This window comes from Bacillus sp. 95MFCvi2.1 (assembly GCF_000374965.1).
In the GTDB taxonomy this organism is placed as follows: Bacteria; Bacillota; Bacilli; order Bacillales; family Bacillaceae_G; genus Bacillus_A; species Bacillus_A pseudomycoides.
On sequence record NZ_KB895700.1, the window covers coordinates 40745 to 67542 of the forward strand.

Consider the following 26798-nt stretch of genomic DNA (forward strand, 5'->3'; position numbering starts at 1 on the left):
ATTACCACCAATTTTCAGAAACTCATCATGTTAAATGTGTCTGAATTGTATATAAACTGTGTATAAATTTAAACAAAAATGCTATTTTACCTTATAAAACAAAAGTATGATAATCCTTATAAATAATGGCTGAATGATAAACTTACAAAAATGCTTTTAAAAGTTCTTGAACTAATGGAAGTACTCCATCTACAAATTTCAAAACTGCCATTGCGATTTCCATATTATTTCCTCCTCTTTCTTGTAAGATGTGATAAATGTTTATACCATTATTATAGAAAGTACTTATAACAATATAAATACATTTCAATATGTAATATTTCAAATTTATTTATATTTTATATTGTTATAATAGAAAGGGTAAATTCTACAGCATTTTTCGATGAACTGAATAACTAAAGAACATGAAAGTTTCCCTACTTAAAAAGGAAGAGAATTATAAAAATTCTCTTCCTTTTTTATGTGCGCATAAACATTGCTTATCTATCTGAAAGTACATGTATACTATACGATTAGTGGCTCTGGTACAAATATGTTGCGCCCTTAAATAATTCATACAGATACGTAATCAAGTGTTCGTAAAGGTATAAGCTTACATAAAATAGAAATACTATCGTTGTGTATGGTAAGTATTTCATTATACAGGAGAGATGTTGTATGACTACTAATAAACGAAATGATTCAGAAAAGGAATTTGAACCTTCAATAATTAACTTAAATGATGAGTTAAATATAATTGATAATGGGGTTACAGAGAGAGTAGACGCTTATCAAAATTTGCAAGCTGAAGATACAGTTACACTTTTTTGGGGAGATGAATGGAATATAGAAGAAGCTGAGAAGAAAAAGATGGATTGTAATCGACCAAATGACGTTAAACAATATTAATTAACATCATGGAACATCTGTCAGTCAATCATACAGAAGCGATTTTAGGAACGTTATGAATAAAGAAACTGATGATTTCCTCAGACAAAAACAAAGCATCTCATTACTATTGAGATGCTTATTCAAATCAAGCATGAATTAACTATTATTATTTAAAAGAAATACAACAATTTATTTGATCTTTCAAAGTTAGAAAGTGGACAAGGAGCTTTTCATCCAAGTTTAACACATGCGGACAGAGCTCTGTTAAGAGGTATTAGAAGCTCATTCGGTCTTATTAACGGACAAACGTATCGAGTTAAAAGTGTAAGTCTCCAATACATTACCTCAACTTTGGATTATGCCATGTAAAATAGTATGTGTTATCAGTAATTTATTACATAATGTTATACAGTATTCCCCTATATATGGAAAAATAGAGTGATAAATTAATAACTTATCCAGTGATTTTTCTCATAACCCACTCTATAGGTCCTCTAGAAAATTTATTTCTCCATAAAATACTAAATAATATACTAAAAATGAAGAAACAAATGGCAAATATTAATACGAAAGATAAAGATTGATTTTCAAGTCTGTGTAAAAGGATCAATGTTCCGATGCCTAAAATGACGTGACTTACATAATGAGTTAAAGTTAATTGTCCGGTTTTAACGATGGCCCCAATAAACCAATTTTTTTCATACCTCTCAGTAATAAATAAGCAAAGGATCAAGATTATTAAAGCAGATCCGGTGGCAGATAAGATGTATAAAATGTTTGGTAAAATAGGTCCTGTATTAAATAAAAAGGTAGAGGATTCTTTTCCGATATAGGGGATGAAAAAATGAGTCAATACTTTTGACAACAATTCAGCAGTTGTTGAAATGATTAGGCTGATTATTAATAGTTTTTTTCTAATTTTATTATTATGAAGATCCATTCGTCCAATCAGCATACCAACTAAGAAGAACGAGAACCATGGGAAAATAGGGTGGTAGCCGTTAAAGAATAAATTACGGAGGAATCCTTTTACTGACCAGAAATCTATATAGTTTATAAAAGGAATGGGGCCTCCCCAGCCTTCAAAGGCATTAAAGGTTAATTGGAGGTATTGTGCAATGAGTAAAATGAGTATCGATAACCAAAGCAATATCTTTTTATTTATTGTAATGAAGAAGGCTGCAATAAAGAGATACACGCCGTAGTAGTGTAATATATCACCTGTCCAGTCGATTGTGTATAACAATAAGCCTAATACAAATAAGAACAACGATCGCTTCCAAATCATTTTTCGACTAGCCATAATTTTAATTGGATTACTACTAGAAACGGATGATTTAGTCATAAGGGAGATTCCTATACCTGCAAGTATGACAAATAGAGCAGAAGCGCGACCCTCAAATAGTGACATAAAGGCTATTAACCATGGAGGGCCATTACCTTCAGCCCCGGTTATAACCATGAAATTAACAATTAGCATTCCAAACATAGCCCATGCTCTAGCAAAATCTAATCCAATAATTCTTCTTTTAATTTCCATGGGAAACACGTCCTTTAAATATGCTATGCACAGCTTCAATCCATATTTGTTTATAATCCATGTTTGTATCAAACATCATGAAATTCCCGATATTATCAAGCACCAATGCGAGCATATGAGCTTTGGCTGTCAGGTTATCATCCTCAATAAGTTGCAATGAATTTGCTTTAGTAAGAAGTGCTTCAAATCCCTTTAAATATTCTCTTTGTATGGAAAGGAGCCGTTCATTATAATTGTTATTTCTAGATGCAAGTAACAAGTATTCTTGTAGGACACGGTTAAAATAAGGATCTTTATCTTGTTCATCGATTATGTTTACACCAATTTCAATACATTTTTCAATAAAATTGTTTTTTGTAAATTCATCAGTCTTAAAGAAGGTTGAAAATTGAACTGCCTGACATAGCTCATCAAATAAGCCTTCGATTAACGCATCTTTAGATTTGAAGTAATAATAAATAGATGGTTTTGCGATTCCGACTTCCTCGGCAATCATTGTGTATGTGGTCTTAGCGATTCCGTGCTCTGCGAATAAACGATAGCTTGCCTCGATTATTGCAGAAAGGGTTTCCTCACTTTTACTCATAATTGAGCCTCCTAACATGTAAGATCAAATTCAGAATAGCATGCATCAAAACACTTTTCAACCTATCGTTAGGTTGAAAATAGCCCGTTTTTTTATTGCCACCATATGAGTTACGACTGGTAAATGTCTAATTAAAAACAAACATTTCTGCTTAATATCCATAGCGAATAATATCTTTCGAAAGTATTTATCATTTTGATAAACAAATATTGAGAAAATATTACTTTCTGTATTAATATAAAAAAGATAAAGGTAATATAATTGATCTTATAGAATTACTCGTACATTCAAAATTTATTAAGAGAGTGGAGAGTGATTCTAATGTTCAAAAAAAGGATGGTAGCAATTGCTACAGCAATACCGTTAGTGTTAGGTACAGTATCGGTTGTTTCAGCGGTAGAAGAGAAACAAGTAAAGATAGACAGGTATTCTCCTCAGGAAAAAGCAGCCGAATATTTAAAAGCGAATGCCGCGCAATATTCATTAAAGACAGATTTATCAGACTTACAGTATATTTCAACTACTGATACACAGGTAGCTTCATATGTTAGATTTCAACAAGTAGTAAATGGTTCCCCTGTATTTTCAAAACAAATAACCGTGACTCTTAATGGAAAAGGACAAGGGGTGCTTGCTGTTTCTGATTATCAGCCTGTTCAAAATGTGAAAGAAATAAAGCAAAAAATTAGTGAAAAAGATGCAGAGCAAAAATCAAAGGTATATGTTGGTGGAGAAAGTGAACAAAATTTATGGGCTCCAACAATGAAAGAATTCGGGTATATCATTGAAGAGGGAGTTGCCATTCCTGTATACCGAGTTGTAGTTCACTCCAATCAACCATTTGGTGCATGGGAAACATTCATTGACGCTGAAAATGGAAAACTACTAAAAAAGGTAGATATAAATCGTAAAGCGGAGGGAACAGGGAAAGTGTTTTTGCCGAATCCTGTCGTAACAAGTGGTAGTGTAACTGGATTAAAGGATAATAATGATGCAGATTCAGCAGCATTAAATAATCAATTAAAAACAGTTACTTTAAAAGGCTTAAATGGAACAGGCTTTTTAGTTGGAGATTATGTCACAATTTCTTCAAAGGCAAAAACAAAATCTTCAACTCTTCAATTTAATTACACACGTTCAAATGATAGTTTTGAAGATGTAATGGCATATTATCATATCGATACTTTACAACGTTATATCCAGCAAATAGGATTTAAGAACATTAACAATCGCTCTATTAAAGTAAATGTGAACGGAACGAGAGATGATAATTCTTTCTATTCCCCGTCAACAAAAGATTTAACATTTGGAACTGGTGGAGTAGATGATGCTGAAGATGCAGGAATCATCGCACATGAATATGGGCATTCGATTCAAGATAATCAAGTTCCGGGCTTTGGTAGTTCTCCAGAAGGTGGGGCGATGGGAGAGGGATTTGGAGATTTCTTAGGTGCAACTTATGAAGATGCTACATCAACTACAGGATATGGAAAAGCATGTGTAGGAGAATGGGATGCGACTTCTTATTCAAGTTCAAATCCAACATGTTTGCGTCGATTAGATAATAATAAGGTGTACCCAAGAGATGTGCAAAATGAAGTACATGCAGACGGAGAAATTTGGTCCCAAGGAGAGTATGAAATGGCACAATCCTTTGGGCGTGATGTAGCCACAAAAATCATTTTACAATCGCACTGGTCATTAACGCCAAATGCTAAATTCCGTGATGGGGCAAAAGCGATTAAACAAGCAGATGCTCTTCTATATGGTGGACAACACGCGGCGGAAATTGATCAGATTTGGGCGGCAAGAGGAATTAGTACAAATTAAGAATATGAATGAATAATAAAGAAACCCTGGCATAACACCGATTATGCCAGGGTTTCTTTATTATTTGTATTTACTATCAAAAATTACCTATCCAGTCATCTAGGAGTTTTCCAGATTTATTGATTTACTGACGCAAAGGCTGTCTGAGAGAAAGTAGGTACAATTTGATTTAATACTACATCTAATGATTGGTCATGGGCTAGCAAGAGTTCATCAAGGAAGCGCTGTCCTTCAGTAGATGAAGTGAGAATGGTAGTTACTAGCTGTGGGTCAAATATAGTATGTGGTGAGATTGCTAATGAGTTTACTGCCCAATACATTCCGTATAATTTGAAATCACGCTCGGTTGTGGCATATTTAAGAAATAAATCCATATATTTTTGGCCAAAAGAAATCCCTTTCAATTGCTGTGAACTCACATATTCGACACCTTTCCACTGCAAATCAGTAGCACAATTGAGCCACCAAGCTGGTTCGATTACATCTTGCATTTTTTTGAGAACTCTTTGTTCGAAATGAGGGATAGGGTTATGTTGTTGTTCTTGCAAGCAAGACTCGAGTACTTCTACTTCAATTGCAGCAACGGTCATTCCTTGACCGAAAATTGGATCGTAAATACAGAATGCGTCTCCCAAGACTAACAATCCAGAGGGCCATCGATCCATTTGTTCAAAGTGATGACGAAACAGTTCTGGAACACGATAACTCCGAGGAGAGGATATTGGTTCAAACTCGTGCAAAATTTCGCCAATTATCGGACTTGGGAGCTGGGAAATAGCCTGCTCAAACTCTTCGGCATTTGTAGGAGGATAATGTCCACCAGGACGATAGATTAGCACTTCGGCTATATTATTTTCAATAAAGGAAAAGACGCCTGTAAAAGTTTCTTTAGTTGGCTGCCCTGCAATATTGATTGTGTCCCATTTTTCTGTGAGATGTAGTAGGTGGGAGGGAACCTTATAGCGGCGAGTACTATATCCAAGGGAGACTTTCAAGCGATCTGAATCTGGCACATCATAACCCTGATCTTGAAGCCAATTTACGAGTTTAGAGGAACGACCACTAGCATCAACTATCAAATCAGCATTTAGTGTTCGTACTTGTTCAGATTTTCCGCGTTCTGAGACTTGGACTCCTGTAACAGTTGTTTGATCAATCGTCATTAATAAACCAATTACGTTATGATTTGTGAGAAAACTAATATTAGAAATTTTTTGTACTTGTTTACGAAGTGTCCATTCAAGCAAAGCTCTACTGAATTTGACATCATTCCGTGGATATTGCATTTCTATCGTGCCATATTGATTCATGTTATGGATGGTTTTATTTAGTACTGAGGGTGCACCTTGTGCTGCTAAATCATTTTCATAGCCTGGAAAGAGTCGTTCTGTAATTAATTTACCACGCTGGGTAAAACGATGTGGATGGAAGGTTTGTGGAGTACCAGGACGGTTGTCAGGTCTTTCTGGAAAAGTATCTTTATCGACTATAAGCACTTCTTTATAGTAGGTAGAAAGTACTCTTGCAGTTAGTAACCCTCCAATACCACCCCCAATGATAATTGCTCGTTCTGTTTTTCCTGTTGTTAGTGCATAGTTGGTATGAGTCATAATTTTCAACCTCCATTTATCAGGTGAATTTTAATCAGTATTTTTCATTCCACACTGGTTATTAGTGATTGACTGAGGTTTTTCCTGCTTGCTAAATTGAATATTCTGCATTAAGGTCATTTAATGGAGCCACACTAGGAAGTTGAAAGGTAGTTAGAGTTTTTAAAGGGAAAAAGAATGATACAAAAAAGCGTCATTCTTTCCTCATATTTTTTAGAAAGACCAACGCAATTTTACATTTAATATATTTGTTTTATAAGTTTGAAGATACAGATATGATTATTGCAAGAAAACTTTTCTAATCTTGTAGAAGAATTTTATTTTTGAGATTCCTTAAAAACAAAATGCTCTTTAAACTTTCTTCCCTCAACTTTTTGACCATTTCGCATTGCACGGAAAGGATGTTCTTGCCATGTAATCATGACATCTACCTCGTTTGTTTTTACGGAAACAGGAAAATTTGCATGTTCAAACCCTGTTTTCCCACTTGCTAATCGAGCTTCTTTTAAAGAAAAGAGTTCATATTTTGTTTCCGTGTTTGGTTCATTTCGGAATACTTCCACTTGTACGTTATATACTTCATCTTTTCCAATGTTTTGTACTGAGAAGTGATACGTGTGAAAAACATCTTTTTTAGGTTGTAACATGTTTTTGTCTGTTTTCTTTACTTCGTCAATATGTACTTTCCATTGTTTTGAATTCTGTGAGATGGGTAATGATTGTGGGGAATAGGCGTATGCTTGATTTGTCATTATCATGCATAATAGTAAGAGTAAGAAACTTATAATTTTTCTCATGTATAGACCTCCAGAAGAAATTTACTAATAATATGCCTAGGAAAACAAATTGTTATGTAATGAAATAGTTTCTTTCTGAGTGGGAGGGAAAGTCATGATGCAAAAGAACTTGAAGAAGTGGCAAATCAAACTGATGTTGTTTTAGTGAAAGATTCGCGAGGAATGACATTAGAAGAAATTGTTTCAGAATGGATTTGAAATTAAAATCAGAAAATAATGAAAAAACACCTTGCATTTTCTCTTTTAAAGGAATAGAATACTCTGTAAATATAAAAAGTGATGAACAGGAAAAGTACATGATGTAAGGGTCTCCAGAGAGCGATCAACTGCTGAAAAGATTGCGATACCGCATGATGGAAAGACACCTGTGAGCGTTGCTTTGAACGTGAAGGTTAGTAAAAGCAAACGGTACCTACCGTTATCAGGTTTAAGATGGTCAGTATGACAATTTGGGTGGTACCGCGGAAAAATCCGTCCCTATTTATAGGGGCGGATTTTTGTATTCTTTGAAAGGAGGTGAGTGGCCGTGGATGATGATGATGATAACAATAATGTAAATAAATATGAAAATATAGGAGGAAACAATAATGGATCAATCAATGAAGCGGTCACTCGTTCGTGAATGTAAAACATGTAGTAAAAAGGTGGTTTTACTACAAGGTTGGGTGAAAAAAATTCGGCATTTGGGGAATATCAGTTTTTTATTATTACGTGACCGAACAGGTGTTATTCAATGCGTGTTAGAAAAAGAATTAGCGGGATATAAAGTAGACGTAGAAAGTGTTGTTCAAATTATTGGCGAACTTGTGGAAACCACAAAAACAGAATTAGGTGTGGAACTGCTTGTAGAAGAAGTAAAAGTGTTAAATACTGCTGAGCCACTTCCTTTTGAAGTGAATAAAAGAAAGCTGCAAGTTGGTTTAGATCAAATGTTGAATGAGCGCGTCATATCGCTTCGGCATGAACGGATACAAGCCATTTTTACGATTCAATCTACGCTCGTACAGGCATTTAGTGAATTTTTAATAGAGAACGATTTCACACGTATATTTACGCCGAAAATCGTTTCTCAAGGAGCAGAAGGGGGAGCGAATGTTTTTAAACTCCCTTATTTTCAGAAAGAGGCATATTTAGCTCAATCTCCTCAGTTTTATAAACAGATGATGGTAGCAGGTGGTTTTGAACTTGTTTTTGAAATTGCTCCTGTTTATCGAGCTGAGCATCATAACTCTTCTCGTCATTTGAATGAATATATATCATTAGATGTAGAGATGGGTTTTATTGAAGACTTTTATGAAGTGATGGCATTAGAGGCAGATGTTTTACGTTATATGTTTGAACAAGTAGGACAGAAATGTGAAAAAGAATTAGTGCTCTTGCAAGTTACGGTTCCTATAATTACAGAAATTCCAAAGATTACACTTGCAGAGGCGCAGAGCATTTTAAAAACAAAGTACCGAAAAGAATCACCAGCAAGCGACTTAGATACAGAAGGGGAAAAACTAGTTGGAAAATATGTGAAGGAAACATACGGTAGTGATTTTGTCTTTATCACACATTATCCGAAAGAAGCGAGACCGATGTACACGATGCCGAATAAAGAAAATCAAGCTGTTACGGATTCTTTTGACTTATTATATAAAGGATTAGAGATTACATCAGGTGCGCAGCGAATTCATGAGTATCGTATGTTACTTGCTTCTTTTAAAGAAAAAGGGTTACAGCCAGAAAACTTCGAGTCTTATATTAATACATTCCGATATGGATGTCCGCCTCATGGTGGTTTTGGGATTGGGTTAGAAAGGCTTGTATATAAGTTTTTAGAACTATCAAATGTGAGAGAAGCGAGTGCATTTCCGAGAGATTGTACGCGTCTCGTGCCATAAAGAAAAAGAATCTTCGCGCTTGTTGCGAAGATTCTTTTTTAGTGATAGAAATTTGTACAGTTAAGTTTCTTTCTTTCGATAAAAAAATAAATAACTTACTTGACAGTCATAAATATAACCGATATAATTCGTAGTAATTTCAAAAGAAATTATATTCAGAATATTAGAGTGCGTTGAATAGGAGTAGTAAGGTCATGTGTTTGTACAGAGAGCTATGGGTTGGTGTGACATAGTCAAATGACATCCTGAACTCGCCTAGGAGCAGTAAGGTGGAACAGAAGTCTAATTCTTAGTAAATCTTAACGGTTAACCTTCGATAACAGGTTTGTAATCAAACGATTACTGCTAAGGTGGATTCATAATGGAATCAATAAGGGTGGTACCGCGTTAAGTAAATGGCTTAGCGTCTCTTTATATAAAGAGATGCTGGGCCATTTTTTTATTATATATAGGAAGAAATGGAGGGTTTATTTGGATTGGTTAATAATATTTATTTATTAATATAAAAAGATGTAATTAGGAGGAAAATAGGATGAAACAGACGGAGCAGTGGACTTCGAAATTAGGATTTATAATGGCTGCAGCAGGATCTGCAATTGGGCTTGGAGCAATATGGAAGTTTCCTTATATTGCTGGAAAGAGCGGGGGAGGAGCATTCTTTTTAATCTTTATATTGTTTACGGTATTAATAGGTCTTCCGTTATTGGTAGCTGAATTTATGATAGGGCGCAGTACACAAAAACAAGCAATCGGAGCATTTAAAAGTATCGCACCAAATACAGGCTGGCATTGGATTGGACGTCTTGGCGTTGGAACTTGTTTTATTTTGTTATCATTTTATAGTGTTGTTGGTGGCTGGGTATTAATCTATTTATTCAGAGGGATAACTGGACAACTGATTACACCGCAGCAAAATTATAGTTCACTATTTACAGAAACAATTGGGGATCCGGTTTGGGCAATTGTTGGCCATTTTGCTTTTATGTTTATTACGATTTGGGTTGTATCAAAAGGGGTACAAAATGGAATCGAAAAAGCGAGTAAATATATGTTACCAGCATTGTTCGTTCTGTTTGTTGCTCTTATTGTACGCTCCTTAACACTTGATGATGCGATGAAAGGAGTCAAATTCTTCTTACAGCCTGATTTCTCAAAAATCACATCAGAAAGTATTTTGTTTGCAATGGGGCAATCATTCTTTGCTATTAGCATTGGGATATCCATCATGGTCACGTATAGTTCTTATTTAAATAAAAAAGAAAGTTTGCCACGCTCAGCGGTAACAATTGTTGGACTAAACTTATTTGTTTCTTTATTCGCTGGTCTAGCTATTTTCCCAGCAGTATTTTCACTAGGAATGGAACCGACAGAAGGACCAGGGTTACTATTTATTGTGTTACCTTCAGTTTTTAGTCAAATTCCATTTGGTAGCTTTTTCTTAACAGTATTTCTTGCACTATTCACATTTGCAACGTTAACATCTGCGTTTTCACTATTTGAAACGGTTGTTTCAGCACTAGCGAATGGACAGCAGGAAAGAAGAAAGAAATTGTCATGGATCATTGGATTTTTAATTTTCTTAGTTGGTATCCCATCTGCACTTTCATTTGGTGTATGGAATGATATTACAATCTTTGGTAAAAATATTTTTGATGCGGTAGACTTTTTATCTAGTAATATTTTAATGCCACTTGGAGCTTTGTTTATTATTATTTTCGTCTCATTTAAAATGGAGAAAAAGGTATTAGAAGCAGAATTTTTTGTTGGCGGTAATTACGGGAAAGCATTGTTCACTTGCTGGGTATTCTTGCTTCGATTTGTCGCTCCGATTGCGATTGTCATTGTCTTTTTGAATGTGATTGGGATTATTTGAAATTAAATAATTGAATATTCAGAAATTATTAAGGTGTATTTAAGGAAAAAACCAACCGAATTATTAAAAAATGCGGTTGGTTTTTATCCTGTATAAGTAAATCAATTTTATTTATTAAAAGTTATTTTCCCTTTAACATTATTTACTTTTATTTTATCGCTTTTAGCACCTAAGATGGTAACATTCTTTTCAATATTATTGATAGCGGCTGAACCATCACCAATTTTGGCTCTTATAGATCCTTTTATATCCTTAATAACAACTTTTCCGTTGTTATTATCAAGATTAATGTCAGACTTTGTATGCACAATATCTACATTTCCATCTCTATTTGTTACACTTACAGTTCCATTAACGTTGGAAATGTCAATATTACCGTTGACATTAAGTATATTTATATCTGAATCGAGGTTAGAGACTTTGATATCGCCGTCTCTATGAGTTTTTTTAAATTCAACTTTTATGTTTTTAGGTAATGATAGTTTGACATCAACCCAAGTTCCGCTATTGCTAAAAAATTGTCCATCAAAAGAAGTGTTTAAAGTTGCAATTCCATTTTTGGCTGAAAGACCTAGTTTTAATTTATCCATGCTGATACCTTTAGCCTTTGCAGTAATAGAAGCCTCTATTTTATCTGATTTAGGATTTGTTGATATATCAATATTGCCGTTACGGTTATCTAATGTTAACGTTTTAACATCAGTAGCGGATAGCTCCAGTTGTTGTTCTTTTGTTTTACTTTCGGAATTTGAACAACCAGTAAGTATAAGAGTTATTAATATACAGAATTTAATCCATCTTTTTTTCAATGTATTTTCCTCCAGTCTTTAATAAAAAATTTAAGCGACATCTTTTTTTACGAATATGGGATATGCAATTCCATGCATGATGAATATATGAATTAAGATAAATAGTATAGAAAAACTGAAAGTCATGCCCTCTACAGGGGGATTCTCATATACGAAACTTGATAAATCCGTATGAGAGAAGATGAAATATTTTGTCCAGCTGAAACCTTTTAATGAGATACTCATGACAAAACCTGCAATTGCTACTAAAAGAGAAAATACGATAGAGAATGTAGTGCTTTTAAACGCCGCTGAAATCATAAATGCTAAAGTTGCAACAATAATTAAGTAAGGAATCTTAAATAATAAGCTACCAATTAGTGCCTGAAGGAAGCTTGTTTTTTGAACGGCATGATCTTTGACAAATAAGTATTCACCATTTATTCCATCAAAGCCTAAAAGAATGCCACTAAATAGAATGGAAAGAAGGAACGTCATTACGATTAAGAAAAATCCAAATAATAAAGTAGAAATATATTTAGAAAAATATATTTGTGTGCGAGTAGCGGTTCGTGTTAATAAAAATTTAATTGTACCGGATTGAAATTCACTTGCAACAATTTCACCAGCTATTATGAGTGTAAGAATGGAGATAGCTATTAAAAAATTTGTACTTTGTCCAATCGTAAAGAACCATGCATTGTTTGTTGGTTTTATATTACTGTCAATGTAATAATTATTTAGTAAAAGTTTTTTTTCATTTTCTATTTTTTCAATAGGTAATTTTAGAGATTCTTTTTCAACTTGAAGTAATGCATTTTCTTCAATAAGAGATGTCTTCCAGTCATCCCCATAATTAACTTGGCTGGAAAGCTTTACGTTTAGGAATTGAATGAAAATAAATACAACCATAACACCTATCATAATCCAAGTTCTTTTTCGTTTGAAAATTTTCATATTTTCATTTTTTATTAGATTAATCATTGTGCACTCCATCTCCAGTCATTTCAATAAATTTGTCTTCTAAAGTTGTTTTAATGGTTTGAACACCATAAACATTCACTCCATTTTTGGCTAATGTATCGCAAATTTCAGGTATATGTTCTTTACTTATTTTGATCGTAATGACATTTTGATTTGTTATGATTTCTTCACCTATTACTGATTTTTGTAAGAGTGGGATTGCTAAGTCTGTTCGGTCTACTTCAAATCGTACAGCTTGTATCTGTTCTTTCGTAATATCTTTTATATCATGTATACCAATTAAATCTCCTTTGTCTATAATAACGATGCGATCACACATCATTTCCATTTCGGCCATTAGATGGCTTGAAACAACAATTGCTACATTTTCGTCTGTAGCTAGTTGTTTTAAATGAAACCTTAAATCTCTAATTCCTTGAGGGTCTAATCCATTTGTAGGTTCATCTAAAATGAGAAGGGCAGGTTTGTGTACCAAAGCAATTGCAAGAGCAAGCCGCTGTTTCATTCCTAAAGAATAAGTGGAAACTTTATTATGAATACTTTTTTCCAACCCAACTAAAGAAACAACCACATCTAAACGTTCTTTTGGAATATTAGGTGTCATTCTAGAGAAGTGAAGTAGGTTATCATAGCCAGATAAAAATTTGTATAAATCAGGATTCTCAACAATCACTCCAATATGTTTCATAGCTTCTTTAAAGTCTTTGCTTGTGTCTTTTTTGTTAATTGTGACTGTTCCACTGGTTTTGGAGATTAAGCCAACAATCATTTTAATTGTAGTGGATTTTCCAGCACCATTTGGGCCTAGAAGACCAAGAATTTCTCCTTTTCGAGCATCAAATGATAATTGATTAACGAGTGTGCGCCTTCCAATTTTCTTAGTTAAGTTCTGTACTTTTAAAATACACATATTTTGTTCACTCCCTTAATATTAGTGACATGTTTCGGCTACTAACATAGCAAAAAGAATGTAATATAAGGCAGTGACAAAGTGTCATAACCTTGCTATGATGAAAATGGAAAAATAGGGGATATGTATAATATTCATCTTGATAGGGGGTATATGAAAGTTGAATGACATAAAAAATAAGTTACTTTGGCAGGAATGGGTAATGATACTTATTCGGATCACTTGGATTGTTGCAATTGTTACTTTGACATATCAAGATAATCCAAACTTTCCACTTGAGATTGTTTTTATAAGTACATTTCTGTCTTATGTCATACCTGTCATATTATATAAATTACAAAGTGAATTATATGTAGTAACAGAAATTATCTTAGTAGGTGGACTTTCGCTTTATTTTGCATATACATATCATTTGGCTCAGTTTTTATCTCCTGCAATTTTAACGCTTGCATTTTTTTGTCGTGGAAAAGTAAATTTCTATGCATTACCTGCAATGATAATTATCTGTGTATTGGGAGTTTTCTTGAATTTCGGGTTTGATCGAAATAAGCTGCTTCTAAGTATATTTGATGTTCTCTTTATATATGGCGTAGGTCATTTACTACAAAGAGTTGTTTATTCTATGGATGCTATTAAGAAAAAACTGAAATTGATTAAAGATAAGAATGCAATTTTAGAACAATATTCGTCCCAAGTAGAAAGAATAACTTTGCTTGAGGAAAGGGATAGAATGGCAAGAGAATTACATGATACGATAGGATATAAATTTACTTCGGTTATATTGAGTATGGAAACATTACGACCACATCTAGCAACCAAGGAGGGAGAGGAAAAATTACAAGAAATATTAGATATATCACGATCTGCATTAGATAATATTCGAAGACAGGTTCATGAAATGGATCCTCAAGAGGAATCAAATCTAGATGTGTCTTTATTGAACTTAATAGAAGAGTTTAAAAGTAATACAAATGTTCATGTTGTTTTCCGTACGGTTGGAGAATATTATCCAATGGCTAAAAAACTGAAGAGAGCTTTCTGTCGGTGTTTACAAGAGGCAATGACAAACGCAACAAGACATGGGGGAGCAGAAACGATACAAGTTCTTTTACAATATCATAAAAATTATGTGATGCTTCAAATACAAGATGACGGTATAGGCATGGAAGTTATGCAGGAGGGTTTTGGTTTATCGGGAATGAGAGAACGCCTAAGTGAATATCATGGAAATTTGAGTATTGATTCCACTAAGGATACAGGAACAATTGTGACTTGTTTGATTCCGACCTTACATAAAGAAGAATCATTTGCCCAAGATAAGATTCATATATTAGTAGTAGATGATCAGCCTATCATTTCAGATAGCTTAGAACTTTTATTGGATAAATACGGTTTTCGCGTATCGGTTGCGAATAGTGGGGCACAAGCCTTAAAGCAATGTGAAGAAAGGCAGCCAAATGTTGTTCTTATGGATATACAAATGCCTAAGATGAATGGGATTACAACAATGAAGAAAATCAAAAATAGGTGGCCAGATACTAAAATAATTATGGTTACAACTTTTGAAGAAACTTCTAGTGTTTCAGAAGCGATTGAAGCGGGAGCAGAGGGATATGTACTTAAATCTGTTCAACCAGAAGAGTTAGTAGCGGCTATTCGATTAGTACATTTAGGTGGGACAATGCTATCTCAGGACGTGGCGACTCGCTTATTTAAAGAATATAGTCCAATGCCGAAAAAGCCTCCTTATGAATTGACTCCTCGTGAAATGGACGTATTAGGTTGTCTCAAAGAAGGGCTTCGCTATAAAGAAATTGCAGCAAAGCTATTCTTATCGGAAGGAACTGTAAGAAATTACGCTTCTTCAATTTATATGAAACTTCAAGTATCAGGAAGGGGAGAAGCTGTAAAAAAAGCATTGGATGAAGCTTTTCTATAAAAAATTTGAAATGGAGGATGAGAAAATGTACTATTATGTTACGGATATATAACATGTACGGATTCGTGGTCCTCCTATTTGTATATGGTGTCGAAATATAAAAAATAGGAGGAGAAAGAGATGAAACAAGAAAAAGAGGTGCTATTACAAGGTAAAATGGTGAAAGTACGCGGGAAAAAGTTGTATGTGGAGATGCATGGATCACTAGAGAAGCATCCTGTATTGTATCTTCATGGAGGTCCTGGAGAGATGTGTTTTGATTTTTCCTATCATCAAGCACATAGATTACAAGATTCTTTTCGACTCATTGCCATTGATCAACGTGGGGTAGGACGTTCAGAGGAAATTGGACAGAAAGAGCCATTTGGATTGCAAGATCTTATCGAAGACTGCGAAGAGCTAAGGAAGATGTTACAAATTGAAAAATGGTCTGTTATTGGACATTCCTTTGGTGGGTTTCTAGCATTGTTATATGCAGAAATGTACCCACAATCTATTCAAAAAATTATTTTTGAAGGGCCAACTTTTGATTTTGCATTAACTAGTAGAGCGTTATTAAAAAAGACAGGAACTTTGTTAATGGAGTATGGGAAAGAACAGCAGGGAAAAGAATGTATAGCTATCGCAGAGAGTAATACTAGTCCAGAGGAATTGCTAGAAGCTTATTCGAAATTAAGTGATGAATTAGAAGAAAACAGAATGGAAATATATAATTACGTTGAGGATGAAACGGATTATAGTTTATATAGTGAGGGAGAATGGGAAGAGTTTTATAAGCGTTCCGCAATTCATTTTATAAGATTGAAAGAGGAAGGGGAAATGTATCAATCTTTATTATTAAAATTAAAGGATGTCGAGAATCCAATGTTGCTAATCATAGGAAAACACGATGTAGTAACTTGTGAAAAACACATTGAAGTATTTCAAAGAGATACTCAAAATGGTAAAGTCATAGTCTTTGAAGAATGTGGTCATACACCGCATTATGAAGCAGCGAATCAATTTGCAGAAACGGTAATTGATTTTTTGAAGTGAATTAGAAAAAGGTGCTTCATAAAAATGAGAAGCACCTTTTTTCTTCATGTTTAAATTTCAGGATGGAAGATTGTAATGTTAGGCCATTTACTTTGCCAGTTCTTTTTTTGTAATCTTTTTTTATACATATTAGTGCGCTCTTTCGTTTCGAGGAAATGAGGTGTTGGCTTCACCTGTAACGTGAGAACATCTTCTATTCCGCAAGGGGCGGTTAATACAATATTATCTTGGTCATCTAATGTAACTCCAAGAGCAGTCGCTGTTTCGGGGAATTTAGAAATTGCATCGACTGAAGATGAATAAGGTGGCATGTTATTGACTACATGCATACGAGCTTGATTTTTCACTGACCATGGAATAGTAGAATCTATACTTTTAAGCTTATTTTCTAATTTTTCTTCGATGGATTCACTAATATGTAATGGGTCAAAATAGATAATATCTATGTCTGGTGTTGGTGTTCTTACTTCATATCCATGGAGAACATCCCAAATTTTAGAACGAACAAACCCAGCACAAATCCACCAATCAGGAAGTTGTAATGATTTTGCTGTCTGCAATATTTCCATCATCCAAGTATCGTTTTGTATGAGTTTAATAATATCTTGTTCTGTTTTCATATACATACATTCCCCTCCTTGTTAAATGTAACTTTTCATTTAAGTAATTTAAGAATTTTTGAATATAGTATATCTTTCTCTTCATCAAGTATTGCTTCTGTTAATCGAGCTGTCATAGTGGGAAGTATCATTCACTGATCCTCACCATCAAGGATGATGTAGTGGTCATTTAATGCATGAGTTTAATAATCCACAAAATCCAATGTGCACCAGGTACAAATAAGAGCTGTGCTAATAATGTACCGAGAAATCTTGAAATCATAAGCCAACCGAACATTTTCCCCATTGTATCAGCGCCATTTTCTGATTGAAGAGCACGCTCTGTTAAAAGGGCAATGCGCGGATCTAAAAGCACAGTTAATAAGATTGTGGCAAATCCATTAACGAGCCCGGATGCCGTACTGGCATTCGTCGCATAAGTCGGATTTAAAAAGGAAGCGTACAAAGCAGAAAGGACACCTGCAGTATAGATGGCGGTTGCAAACATATTAATGAGCATAATTCGTTTCGGAATACCACCAATTCGCATACGGTGAATCATTTCAAATTTAGGAAAACGAACATATTTTTTTGTATACTTCAATTTTTGTATATTGTTTGTTTTCATCATTCGAATGAATGAACCGTCTGTTTCAAAGTTTTGAATTACATACCCAAATAGCTTTGTGAAAGTCGGATATAGAATAATTGCGAGCAGTGTACCGATGGAAGCTGTGAATAAAACGAGACGTATTGCTCTTTCTAAATCAATAGAGGAGTCTATCTTGGCCTGATCAACGATACCGCCAAGTAAAAAAGCTTGCAGTAAGTTGGATGTTCGTGAAACCAGCAACACCAACCCAACTACGGATAGGGAAACAGCAATCTTTTTTAAACGCACACCTGCTAAGCGAATACTATAAGAACTTGTTTCGACTGCATGGATGATAATCGTGAAAGCCATTATGAAAATTAATGTTTTCGTCATTTTTGGTCACCATTTTTCTATGAAATTATACTTATAATACAACAAGAACATAGTTTTGAGTATATATATTCGTGGCTCAGACTGTTGGGAAGAAGCTAATGTGTAAAAAAAACAACATAAATATTCAAAATAAATATTTTGATAATATAGAAAGGATGGTGATTTTTCTGTTAGAGGGGGATTTGTGTCATGCATACATATTATAGTAATCGTGCAAAAGAGTATGAAGCAGGGATGTATACAACATTTCTATTTGATTTAGATGGAACATTAACAGATCCGAAAGAAGGAATTGTAAATTCGGTTTTATATGCATTGCGAAAAATGGGAATAGATGAACCGAATCAGAAAGAGCTAGATTCTTTTATTGGTTCACCAATTCAGCATTCGTTTGCAGATAGATACGGAATGGACGAAAAACAAGTAGAGCAAGCTGTTACATATTTTCGTGAATATCTAAAGCGAAGCGGCCTACTTGAGAATAGTGTACATGAGATGATTCCCTATATTTCACAAAAGTTAAAAGATGAAGAGAAACGATTATTTGTTGCAACTTCAAAACCCACTGTATTTGCAAAACAAGTTTTAGAACACTTTAACTTGATTCATTTTTTTGAAGAAATTGTTGGTAGTAATTTAGATGGAACCCGAATAAAGAAAGATGAAATTATTGAATATATTTTGCATACAAATCCAGAGTTGCAAAGAGAAGAGATAGTGATGATTGGGGATAGAAAGCATGACATGATAGGAGCTAATTGTAATGGGATTGACTCTATCGGTGTATTGTATGGATATGGGAGTGAAGAAGAATTAAAAGAAGCAGGAGCGACGCATATTGTGAAACATGTCGAAGAGTTGCGAAGCTTTTGTACAAAAGACAGAATTTTTAAAATATAAAACAAAAAAGCAAATCCCTTTATAACGAGTAATAGTTAAATTGTTTTCGTTTAAAGGGATTTTTCATATGTAATAGAATAGTAATAAATATGCTATTTTAATTATAAAAATTTTGTTAGAAAAGGGGGAGGAATGTCAGTATTTGAATCGTTATAAAAGCGATATTTTGTAGGGATACATAGAAAAAATCCGGATTGAAAAGATTGAATTTTCAGTCTAAGGGAGGTGAGAGAATTGGAGCTAGTTATTATTTTATTAGCACTTAGTTTACTTATGTTTGTTGCCTATAGAGGATTTTCTGTTATTTTATTTGCACCGATTTTTGCTCTATTTGCAGTATTTTTAACAGAACCTAGTTTTGTACTGCCTTTCTTTTCGAATATTTTTATGGAGAAAATGGTAGGCTTTATTAAGTTGTATTTTCCAGTTTTCTTACTAGGTGCTATTTTCGGTAAAGTAGTAGAAATGTCTGGAATTGCAGATTCTATTGCTAAGACAATTATTGAAATAGTGGGTGAAAAACGGACCATTTTGGCTATCGTTTTAATGGGGGCTGTTTTAACTTATAGCGGTGTGAGTGTTTATGTTGTTGTGTTTGCAATATATCCATTTGCTGCAAAATTGTTTCGTCAAGCGAATATTCCGAAGCGCTTAATACCTGGAACAATCGTTCTTGGAGCTGTCACGTTTACGATGGATGCACTCCCAGGATCACCGCAAATTCAAAATGTAATCCCGACAACATTTTTTAAAACAGATATTTATGCAGCACCTATACTTGGTATTATTGGTGCTATTTTTGTCTTAACGTTAGGATTGATCTATTTAGAGAGTCGACGTAAGAAGGCGAAAGCAGCTGGAGAAGGATATTTTGGTTTTGAAGATGGGAATTCTGAAATGGCAGCATCACTGGAGTTAGAGCAAAAGAATCATACTTCTCTTCAAAGTATTAAAATTTCAAGAGTACAGCAAGTCGTTGCTTTTGTACCACTTATTTTAGTAGGAGTTATGAATAAGTTTTTTACAATAACAATACCAAAATGGTATCCAAATGGTTTTGATTTTTCCTCAATTGGAATGAAATCGTTTGGTAAGATAGAGTTAAGCGCAGTACTTGGTATTTGGTCTGTAGAATTAGCACTCATCATTGGGATTATAACAACGCTTTTATTATATTGGAAGCGTGTTGTAACAGGATTTCAAGCAGGATTGAATACAAGTATTGGAGGAGCATTGCTTGCAACAATGAATACAGGAGCAGAATTCGGCTTTGGTGGCGTAATTGCAGCACTTCCAGGGTTTGCGATTATGCGAGATAGCATTTCTGCAACATTTACTAATCCACTCGTAAATGGAGCGGTGACAACGAATATTCTTGCTGGTATTACTGGTTCAGCATCGGGAGGAATGGGAATTGTATTAAGTGCAATGGGAGATAAATTTATTGCAGCGGCAGAACAATATCATATTCCACTTGAAGTTATGCATCGTATTGTTTCAATGGCATCGGGAGGGATGGATACACTTCCACATAACGGAGCAATTATTACAATCCTTACTGTTACAGGATTGACACATAAACAATCGTATCGTGATATATTTGCTGTGACAATATTGAAAACGGTCGCTGTATTTTTAGTAATTGCTTTTTATATGTTTACAGGAATCTACTAATAAATTTATTAGTCTGGGAGGAAATAATTAATCGAAGTGGAATATTACATTTGATAATTTATACAATGGAAATTTCACATTATAAAATATTTAGTAGGGAAAGAAGGAGTGGGTTATTTGCAAGAAATCGCAGAGTTTCGTATGCCAAAGAACGTTTTGTACGGGAGAAATTCACTGGATAAATTAGGAGAACAAGCAATTAAACTAGGGAAAAAAGCTTTCATTATCAGTGATTCTATTATGAAAAAACTTGGTTATATTGATGCGTGTGTGAAACTACTAAAAGCGAAAAAAATAGATGTTATTACTTATGAAAATGTAAATGCGGAACCAACAAATATCCACGTTTCGGAAGCGTTAACGATATGTGCAGAGTCAAAATGTGATTTTATTATTGGGCTTGGTGGAGGAAGTTGTATTGATGCAGCAAAAGCTGTAGCAGTTCTGTTTACAAATGGAGGAGAGATTGAAGATTATGTTCAAAATCATGTGGAAATAGAAAAGCAACCATTACCCCTTATTGCAATTCCAACAACATCTGGTACAGGATCAGAAGTTACAAGTGTTGCTGTTATTACAAATACAAAAACAGATGTCAAAATGATGATTAAGCACCCAAATTTCACGCCACAAATCGCGATTATCGATCCCTTATTGACACGTTCTGTTCCACCGAATATTACTGCAGCAACAGGTATTGACGCACTATGTCATGCAATTGAAGCATATCTTTCTAGATTTTCGCAACCGCTTACAGATGTATTAGCACTTGCAGCAATTGGAGCGATTATGAAACACTTGCGGATTGCCTATGAAAAGGGGACAGATATAGAAGCACGAGAAGCAATGATGATTGCATCCTTACAAGCTGGCATTGCTTTTTCAAACGCATCGGTCACTTTAGTCCATGGAATGTCACGCCCAATTGGAGCACTATTTCATGTACCCCATGGTATATCAAATGCGATGTTACTACCAGCAGTTTTAGATTTTACAAAAATTTGCTCAGTCAAACGCCTCGCAGATATTGGGCGGATTATAAATCCGGAATTACATTCATTATCTGATGAAGAGCTTGCTAACCATGCTATTTTTGAAATAAAGAAACTCTGTTTGGATCTACGTATTCCTAATCTTAGGGAGTACGGAATTGATCAGGTTGAATTTGAAAATGCTCTTTCAAAAATGGCGAAAGATGCATTGGCTAGTGGGAGTCCGAGTAATAACCCACGCATCCCTTCTTATCATGAGGTGAAAAAATTATATCGTATATGTTTTGACTATCAATATGAAAATTCTATAAGTACCTCAATAGATTTCTGAATATTATTAAAATATTTCCACGGAAATGAAAAGGGGGCAGGAGATGGAATTAGTAATTATTTTATTGGCTCTTTGCATGCTGATGTTTGTTGCCTATCGTGGTTTTTCGGTTATATTATTTGCCCCAATTTGCGCGCTATTTGCGGTTTTATTAACAGAGCCAAGTCACGTATTACCTTTTTTCTCTAATATTTTTATGGAAAAAATGGTTGGGTTTATTAAATTATATTTTCCAGTATTCTTACTCGGAGCAATTTTCGGTAAGGTAGTAGAAATGTCAGGGATTGCGGAGTCTATTGCAAAAACAATTATTCAGCTAGTTGGTGTCAAACGTTCCATGCTAGCAATTGTTCTGATGGGTGCTATATTAACCTATAGTGGCGTCAGTTTGTTTGTAGTTGCTTTTGCGGTATATCCATTTGCAGCTAATTTATTTCGAGAGGCTAATATTCCAAAACGATTAATACCAGGAACAATTGCTCTTGGAGCAATTACATTTACAATGGATGCTCTTCCAGGGACACCGCAAATTCAAAATGTTATTCCAACGACATTTTTTAAAACAGACATTTATGCAGCACCATTTCTTGGAATCATTGGAGCGGTCTTTGTATTTCTTGTTGGTATGTTGTATTTAGAAAGAAGACGAAAAAAGGCAGAGGAAAGTGGCGAAGGTTATTATGGTTGTGGAAATGAGAATTCTGAAATGGCAGCTACAACTGAAACAGAACAAAATATAAAACCAGCTATTCATACTCCCGAAATTACACCACTTCGCCAAGTACTGGCTTTTATACCGCTTATTTTAGTGGGGGTAATGAATAAAGTTTTTACAGTGATGATTCCAACATGGTATCCAAAGGGATTTGATTTTTCATCTATTGGATTAAAAACATTTGGCAAAGTGGAACTTTCTGGTGTGCTAGGCGTATGGTCTGTTGAACTGGCACTATTAATCGGAATTATTACAACGATAATTTTAAATTGGAAACGCTTATTTACAGGATTTCAAGCTGGCTTAAATGCAAGTATTGGTGGTGCATTGCTTGCTGCTATGAATACTGGAGCAGAATATGGTTTTGGGGGAGTTATAGCAGCATTACCCGGCTTCGGTGTCATTCGGGACAGTATTTCTACGACGTTCACAAATCCTCTCGTAAATGGTGCAGTTACTACAAATGTCCTTGCGGGAATTACTGGATCAGCATCAGGAGGAATGGGGATTGCTTTAAGTGCGATGTCGGAGAAATACATTGCGGCGGCGGAACAATATAATATTCCATTTGAAGTGATGCATAGGATTATTTCAATGGCATCAGGAGGAATGGATACATTACCACATAACGGTGCTGTCATTACATTATTGGCAGTAACTGGATTAACACATAAGCAATCCTATCGTGATATTTTTGCAATTACTATTATTAAAACAATAGCTGTATTTGTTGTGATCGGTGTTTATAGCTTAACTGGAATTGTATAAGAAGAACTGAACTAAAAAAGGACATTTGTTTGTTTAACAAATGTCCTTTTTGTTATGTTAAAATTACATAATAATGTTGTATAAATTTTAAATGAGAAAATAAGGGGGAATGGGTAAGATGAAAATGATAGGTCTTATTGGTGGAATGAGCTGGGAGTCTTCTTCTGAATATTATCGCATTATTAATGAAGAAGTAAAAAAGAGGTTAGGAGGATTACATTCAGCGAAATGTCTTTTATATAGCGTTGATTTTGAAGAGATTGAACGATGTCAATCTGAAGGTGATTGGGGAAAAGCGGGGAACGTATTAGGAGAAGCTGCATATTCTCTTGAGAAAGCTGGTGCAGACTTCATTGTTATTTGTACGAATACAATGCATAAAGTGATTAGTAATATTAAAGATAAGGTGAGTATTCCTATTTTACATATCGCGGATGCAACAGCTATGGAAATAAAGAAACAAGGAATTCGATCAGTTGGTTTACTCGGAACGAAATATACAATGGAACAAGATTTTTACAAATCACGTATAGAAGAAAAGGGTATGAGAGTAATGATACCAAATGAAACAGATAGGGAATTAGTAAATAGAATCATATATAACGAGTTATGTTTAGGAAAGGTTAATCAAACATCAAGAGATTCCTATAAAGAAATAATAAATCGTTTCGTACAAAATGGAGCAGAAGGAATTATATTAGGTTGTACGGAAATAGGGCTATTAGTAAAACAGGAAGATTCTCAAGTTCCTTTATTTGATACAACTTTTATACATGCTGTTGAAGCTGTAAACATCTCTTTAGGAGGTTATTTGGATGTGGTGAAAAAGAATAAAAAATAATTACATAACTTTATTATGTAAACTAATCCGATTGTGTCGATGGAAAATATTCAGAAGATACTTTATAATGTAAGTGGTTACAAAAAAGGGGGAGTATGGATGTTTTCACTTCGGCCAATTGCTTTTGTACATAATGAAAGAAAAATGATAATGGATGATGAATGGGGAGATGTACAATCTCTTATTACATTAACGGATTCATATGCAGAAGAGAGTATACAAGGAATTGAAGATTTTTCACATATTGAAGTAATCTTTTATTTTCATAAAGTGAAAGATGAACAGATTCAATATTCGGCTAGACATCCGCGAAATAATAAGGAATATCCGAAAATAGGTATTTTTGCACAGCGGGGGAAAAATCGTCCCAATCGATTGGGGGCGACAATTGCAAAAGTTGTAAGGCGAGAAGGAAAATCAATTGTAGTTGAAGGATTAGATGCAATTGACGGTACACCTATATTGGATATAAAGCCTGTTATGAGAGAATTTTTACCGAATGAAGATATTTTACAACCTGAATGGGTAACGGACCTTATGAAGGAGTATTGGAAAGGAAGCGAAGTAAAGTGAAAATATATGAAGCGACAATTGAAGATTTAGATGGAGTAGCATCAGTATTTAATAATTATCGTACCTTTTATAAACAAGAGTCGAATGTGGGAGAAGCACGAGTATTTTTGCGTAATCGCATAGAGCGAAAAGAATCTGTAATTTTTGTAGCTGTTGAAGATGGGGAGTACCTTGGATTCACACAATTATATCCTTCTTTTTCATCAGTTTCGATGAAAGAATTATGGATTTTAAATGATCTATTTGTACAAGAAGGTAAACGCGGCGCAGGTATTGGAAAAAAATTATTAGAAGCGGCTAGAATTTTCGCACTAGAGAACGGTGCAAAAGGATTAAAATTGCAAACAGAAATAGATAACATATCAGCACAGCGATTATATGCCGAGAATGGATATTTGAGAGATAATCGTTATTTCCATTATGAATTAACTTTCTAAATTCAATATTAATACAGGCGAAAATACAAACCGAACTCTATCATTCAACGTATATTACTATTGTGCAAGTTCCTGTGAATACAACGTACAATATTATTTGCGATTGCTTGTAGATTTGTATATGAAAAATAAAAAACCTAACATATTACTTTTGATTAATATGTTAGGTTTTTTTTAAATAAGGTGCTTCTTAAATTTGTGTTGTAATTCGTTTCAGAATCCAAATGACAGCATCTTGAAAGTTTTCTGCAATATAACTCGGTTCAATATGAGCCCATTTATCGCGATATGTATGTAATGCGTCATGCCCGGCACCCGTTTGAACTAAGATCGTTGTTGCATTCACATTTGCGCCAGCAACGATATCAGTCCAGCGATCGCCAATAACGATACATTTTGTTAAATCAAGCTCATGTTTTTTTGATGCTTGCAGAAGCATACCTGTACTTGGCTTTCGACATTCGCACCCATCTCCATGTCTGTGAGGACAAAGATAGATGTCATCAAAACCAAAAGCTTCTAGTTCTTGAATAAAATCTTCTATACTTGCTTTTCCATCAGCAATACCAGGTTGATTTGTAAAGGAAAATAGTTTTATATTTTGTTCTTTTAATGCACGTAAGGCGTCTTGTGTAAATGAAAATAAGGTAAATTCACCAGGATAATGTATGATAGTATCTCCTCCGATGGTTCCATCACGATCGATAAATATTGCTTGAATGTTTGTCATAATAGTAGTTCCCTTCAACTAGTAAATTAAAAGTATTTTACAAATCGATATCCGTTTATTTCGTATCCTAATTTTTTATAGAATGGATGAGCATCTGTTCTTTGCGTACCACTTACAAGCCATGTTCCAATACAGTTATGCTCTTTAGCTAACTGTTCAGCATACTCCATTAAAATTTGTCCAATTCCTTTTCTTCTTGCTGTGGAGTCAACACTAATAATGGATACTTCCCCGTATCGTGTCACATCTTCTAAGTTCTCACGTATACGAAATCCAAGGAATCCAAATATATGATCATCTTCTTCGTAAACATATAAGAAGTCAAATGGGCTCATTTCAACAAATTGTAAGCGATTTTGCATGTCTACATAAGAAATATCAGAACCTTTTAATTCTTTTGTTAGTGAACAAAGTGCTTCTATATCGTTCACAGTTGCTTTTCGAATGTGAGATTTCATACTCTCAACTCCATCTATAAATATAAATTAACAACTCCAAATGTTAAATATTCTGTTAAAAAGTGTTTTTTCCTGCTAGTAGTACGAATATAAACATTTAATATATTAGATATATAGAATAATATTTTAAGAAGAAATATGTTA

25 protein-coding genes, 1 pseudogene and 2 other annotated features are annotated in these 26798 nt (G+C 34.3%); of the genes and pseudogenes, 14 read left to right on the forward strand and 12 right to left on the reverse strand.

Annotated features, from left to right (window positions below; translation table 11 throughout):
- Window positions 1-142: 142 nt before the first annotated feature.
- Window positions 143-325: a hypothetical protein gene (locus C568_RS36285; protein ID WP_033794520.1), complete on the reverse strand. Its 183-nt coding sequence runs from the start codon at window positions 323-325 to the stop codon at window positions 143-145.
- Between the two features lie 332 nt (window positions 326-657).
- On the opposite strand from C568_RS36285, the gene C568_RS0116020 reads away from it, so the two are divergent.
- Both C568_RS0116020 and C568_RS35490 read left to right on the forward strand, forming a co-directional pair.
- The gene (locus tag C568_RS0116020) at window positions 658-888 is read left to right on the forward strand and encodes a hypothetical protein (protein ID WP_006094706.1); all 231 of its coding nucleotides are present in this window, start codon (window positions 658-660) and stop codon (window positions 886-888) included.
- Between the two features lie 165 nt (window positions 889-1053).
- Window positions 1054-1309 (forward strand): annotated as a pseudogene (locus tag C568_RS35490) (sensor histidine kinase); the annotation flags it as partial.
- Between the two features lie 15 nt (window positions 1310-1324).
- On the opposite strand, the gene C568_RS0116025 reads toward C568_RS35490, so the two are convergent.
- Window positions 1325-2410, reverse strand: a complete 1086-nt coding sequence (locus C568_RS0116025; RefSeq protein ID WP_018782113.1) for a DUF418 domain-containing protein — start codon at window positions 2408-2410, stop codon at window positions 1325-1327.
- Window positions 2400-2996: a TetR/AcrR family transcriptional regulator gene (locus C568_RS0116030; RefSeq protein ID WP_018782114.1), complete on the reverse strand. Its 597-nt coding sequence runs from the start codon at window positions 2994-2996 to the stop codon at window positions 2400-2402. Before C568_RS0116030 ends, C568_RS0116025 begins: the two co-directional genes overlap by 11 nt.
- Window positions 2997-3317: 321 nt before the next feature.
- Here C568_RS0116030 and C568_RS0116035 point away from each other — a divergent pair, with 321 nt between their 5' ends.
- The gene (locus C568_RS0116035; RefSeq protein ID WP_018782115.1) at window positions 3318-4826 is read left to right on the forward strand and encodes a M36 family metallopeptidase; all 1509 of its coding nucleotides are present in this window, start codon (window positions 3318-3320) and stop codon (window positions 4824-4826) included.
- A gap of 116 nt (window positions 4827-4942) precedes the next feature.
- Here the strand turns inward: C568_RS0116035 and C568_RS0116040 are convergent, their stop codons facing one another.
- Together C568_RS0116040 and C568_RS0116045 are read right to left on the reverse strand one after the other, a co-directional pair.
- Window positions 4943-6436 carry an NAD(P)/FAD-dependent oxidoreductase gene (locus C568_RS0116040; protein ID WP_018782116.1) on the reverse strand — a complete coding sequence of 498 codons (1494 nt, stop codon included), beginning with the start codon at window positions 6434-6436 and terminating at the stop codon, window positions 4943-4945.
- Between the two features lie 317 nt (window positions 6437-6753).
- Complete coding sequence (locus C568_RS0116045; RefSeq protein WP_018782117.1) at window positions 6754-7233, reverse strand: hypothetical protein; 480 nt, start codon at window positions 7231-7233, stop codon at window positions 6754-6756.
- A gap of 270 nt (window positions 7234-7503) precedes the next feature.
- Window positions 7504-7715: a binding site (T-box leader), on the forward strand.
- A gap of 105 nt (window positions 7716-7820) precedes the next feature.
- Between C568_RS0116045 and aspS the strand changes: the two genes are divergently transcribed.
- A complete protein-coding gene (gene aspS / locus C568_RS0116060) occupies window positions 7821-9119 on the forward strand; it encodes an aspartate--tRNA(Asn) ligase (RefSeq protein WP_018782119.1) in 1299 nt (432 codons plus the stop codon).
- Window positions 9120-9283: 164 nt separating this feature from the next.
- Window positions 9284-9533: a binding site (T-box leader), on the forward strand.
- Window positions 9534-9651: 118 nt separating this feature from the next.
- Complete coding sequence (locus C568_RS0116065; RefSeq protein WP_018782120.1) at window positions 9652-10992, forward strand: sodium-dependent transporter; 1341 nt, start codon at window positions 9652-9654, stop codon at window positions 10990-10992.
- A 107-nt stretch (window positions 10993-11099) separates the two neighbouring features.
- On the opposite strand, the gene C568_RS0116070 is transcribed toward C568_RS0116065, so the two are convergent.
- From C568_RS0116070 to C568_RS0116080, 3 genes are read right to left on the reverse strand one after another with little or no spacing between them, the layout of a single operon-like run.
- The gene (locus tag C568_RS0116070; protein ID WP_018782121.1) at window positions 11100-11801 is read right to left on the reverse strand and encodes a hypothetical protein; all 702 of its coding nucleotides are present in this window, start codon (window positions 11799-11801) and stop codon (window positions 11100-11102) included.
- A gap of 30 nt (window positions 11802-11831) precedes the next feature.
- Complete coding sequence (locus tag C568_RS0116075) at window positions 11832-12764, reverse strand: ABC transporter permease (protein WP_018782122.1); 933 nt, start codon at window positions 12762-12764, stop codon at window positions 11832-11834.
- The gene (locus tag C568_RS0116080) at window positions 12757-13674 is read right to left on the reverse strand and encodes an ABC transporter ATP-binding protein (RefSeq protein WP_018782123.1); all 918 of its coding nucleotides are present in this window, start codon (window positions 13672-13674) and stop codon (window positions 12757-12759) included. Before C568_RS0116080 ends, C568_RS0116075 begins: the two co-directional genes overlap by 8 nt.
- Before the next feature lie 202 nt (window positions 13675-13876).
- On the opposite strand from C568_RS0116080, the gene C568_RS0116085 reads away from it, so the two are divergent.
- Window positions 13877-15613, forward strand: coding sequence for a response regulator (locus tag C568_RS0116085; RefSeq protein WP_051091460.1), 1737 nt, complete (start codon window positions 13877-13879; stop codon window positions 15611-15613).
- Window positions 15614-15733: 120 nt separating this feature from the next.
- Window positions 15734-16648 carry an alpha/beta fold hydrolase gene (locus C568_RS0116090; protein WP_018782125.1) on the forward strand — a complete coding sequence of 305 codons (915 nt, stop codon included), beginning with the start codon at window positions 15734-15736 and terminating at the stop codon, window positions 16646-16648.
- 50 nt (window positions 16649-16698) lie between these two features.
- On the opposite strand, the gene C568_RS0116095 is transcribed toward C568_RS0116090, so the two are convergent.
- Together C568_RS0116095 and C568_RS0116105 are read right to left on the reverse strand one after the other, a co-directional pair.
- Complete coding sequence (locus tag C568_RS0116095) at window positions 16699-17274, reverse strand: nucleotidyltransferase family protein (RefSeq protein ID WP_018782126.1); 576 nt, start codon at window positions 17272-17274, stop codon at window positions 16699-16701.
- Window positions 17275-17437: 163 nt separating this feature from the next.
- A complete protein-coding gene (locus tag C568_RS0116105) occupies window positions 17438-18235 on the reverse strand; it encodes a lipid II flippase family protein (protein WP_006094720.1) in 798 nt (265 codons plus the stop codon).
- A gap of 234 nt (window positions 18236-18469) precedes the next feature.
- Between C568_RS0116105 and C568_RS0116110 the strand changes: the two genes are divergently transcribed.
- From C568_RS0116110 to C568_RS0116140, 7 genes are all read left to right on the forward strand, one after another.
- A complete protein-coding gene (locus tag C568_RS0116110; protein WP_029427374.1) occupies window positions 18470-19135 on the forward strand; it encodes an HAD family hydrolase in 666 nt (221 codons plus the stop codon).
- A gap of 234 nt (window positions 19136-19369) precedes the next feature.
- Window positions 19370-20809 carry a GntP family permease gene (locus C568_RS0116115; protein WP_018766439.1) on the forward strand — a complete coding sequence of 480 codons (1440 nt, stop codon included), beginning with the start codon at window positions 19370-19372 and terminating at the stop codon, window positions 20807-20809.
- Between the two features lie 108 nt (window positions 20810-20917).
- Entirely contained in the window at window positions 20918-22132 is a 1215-nt protein-coding gene (locus C568_RS0116120; RefSeq protein ID WP_033794521.1) for an iron-containing alcohol dehydrogenase, read from the forward strand.
- A gap of 43 nt (window positions 22133-22175) precedes the next feature.
- Complete coding sequence (locus C568_RS0116125; protein WP_018782128.1) at window positions 22176-23615, forward strand: GntP family permease; 1440 nt, start codon at window positions 22176-22178, stop codon at window positions 23613-23615.
- 118 nt (window positions 23616-23733) lie between these two features.
- Entirely contained in the window at window positions 23734-24456 is a 723-nt protein-coding gene (locus tag C568_RS0116130; RefSeq protein WP_018782129.1) for an aspartate/glutamate racemase family protein, read from the forward strand.
- Between the two features lie 99 nt (window positions 24457-24555).
- The gene (locus C568_RS0116135; protein WP_006094725.1) at window positions 24556-25029 is read left to right on the forward strand and encodes an SAM-dependent methyltransferase; all 474 of its coding nucleotides are present in this window, start codon (window positions 24556-24558) and stop codon (window positions 25027-25029) included.
- The gene (locus C568_RS0116140) at window positions 25026-25466 is read left to right on the forward strand and encodes a GNAT family N-acetyltransferase (RefSeq protein WP_018766435.1); all 441 of its coding nucleotides are present in this window, start codon (window positions 25026-25028) and stop codon (window positions 25464-25466) included. The genes C568_RS0116135 and C568_RS0116140 overlap by 4 nt, the downstream gene beginning before the upstream one ends.
- A gap of 190 nt (window positions 25467-25656) precedes the next feature.
- On the opposite strand, the gene C568_RS0116145 is transcribed toward C568_RS0116140, so the two are convergent.
- Window positions 25657-26196: an HAD-IIIA family hydrolase gene (locus tag C568_RS0116145; protein ID WP_006094727.1), complete on the reverse strand. Its 540-nt coding sequence runs from the start codon at window positions 26194-26196 to the stop codon at window positions 25657-25659.
- A 26-nt stretch (window positions 26197-26222) separates the two neighbouring features.
- Complete coding sequence (locus C568_RS0116150; protein WP_006094728.1) at window positions 26223-26654, reverse strand: GNAT family N-acetyltransferase; 432 nt, start codon at window positions 26652-26654, stop codon at window positions 26223-26225.
- Window positions 26655-26798: the final 144 nt, after the last annotated feature.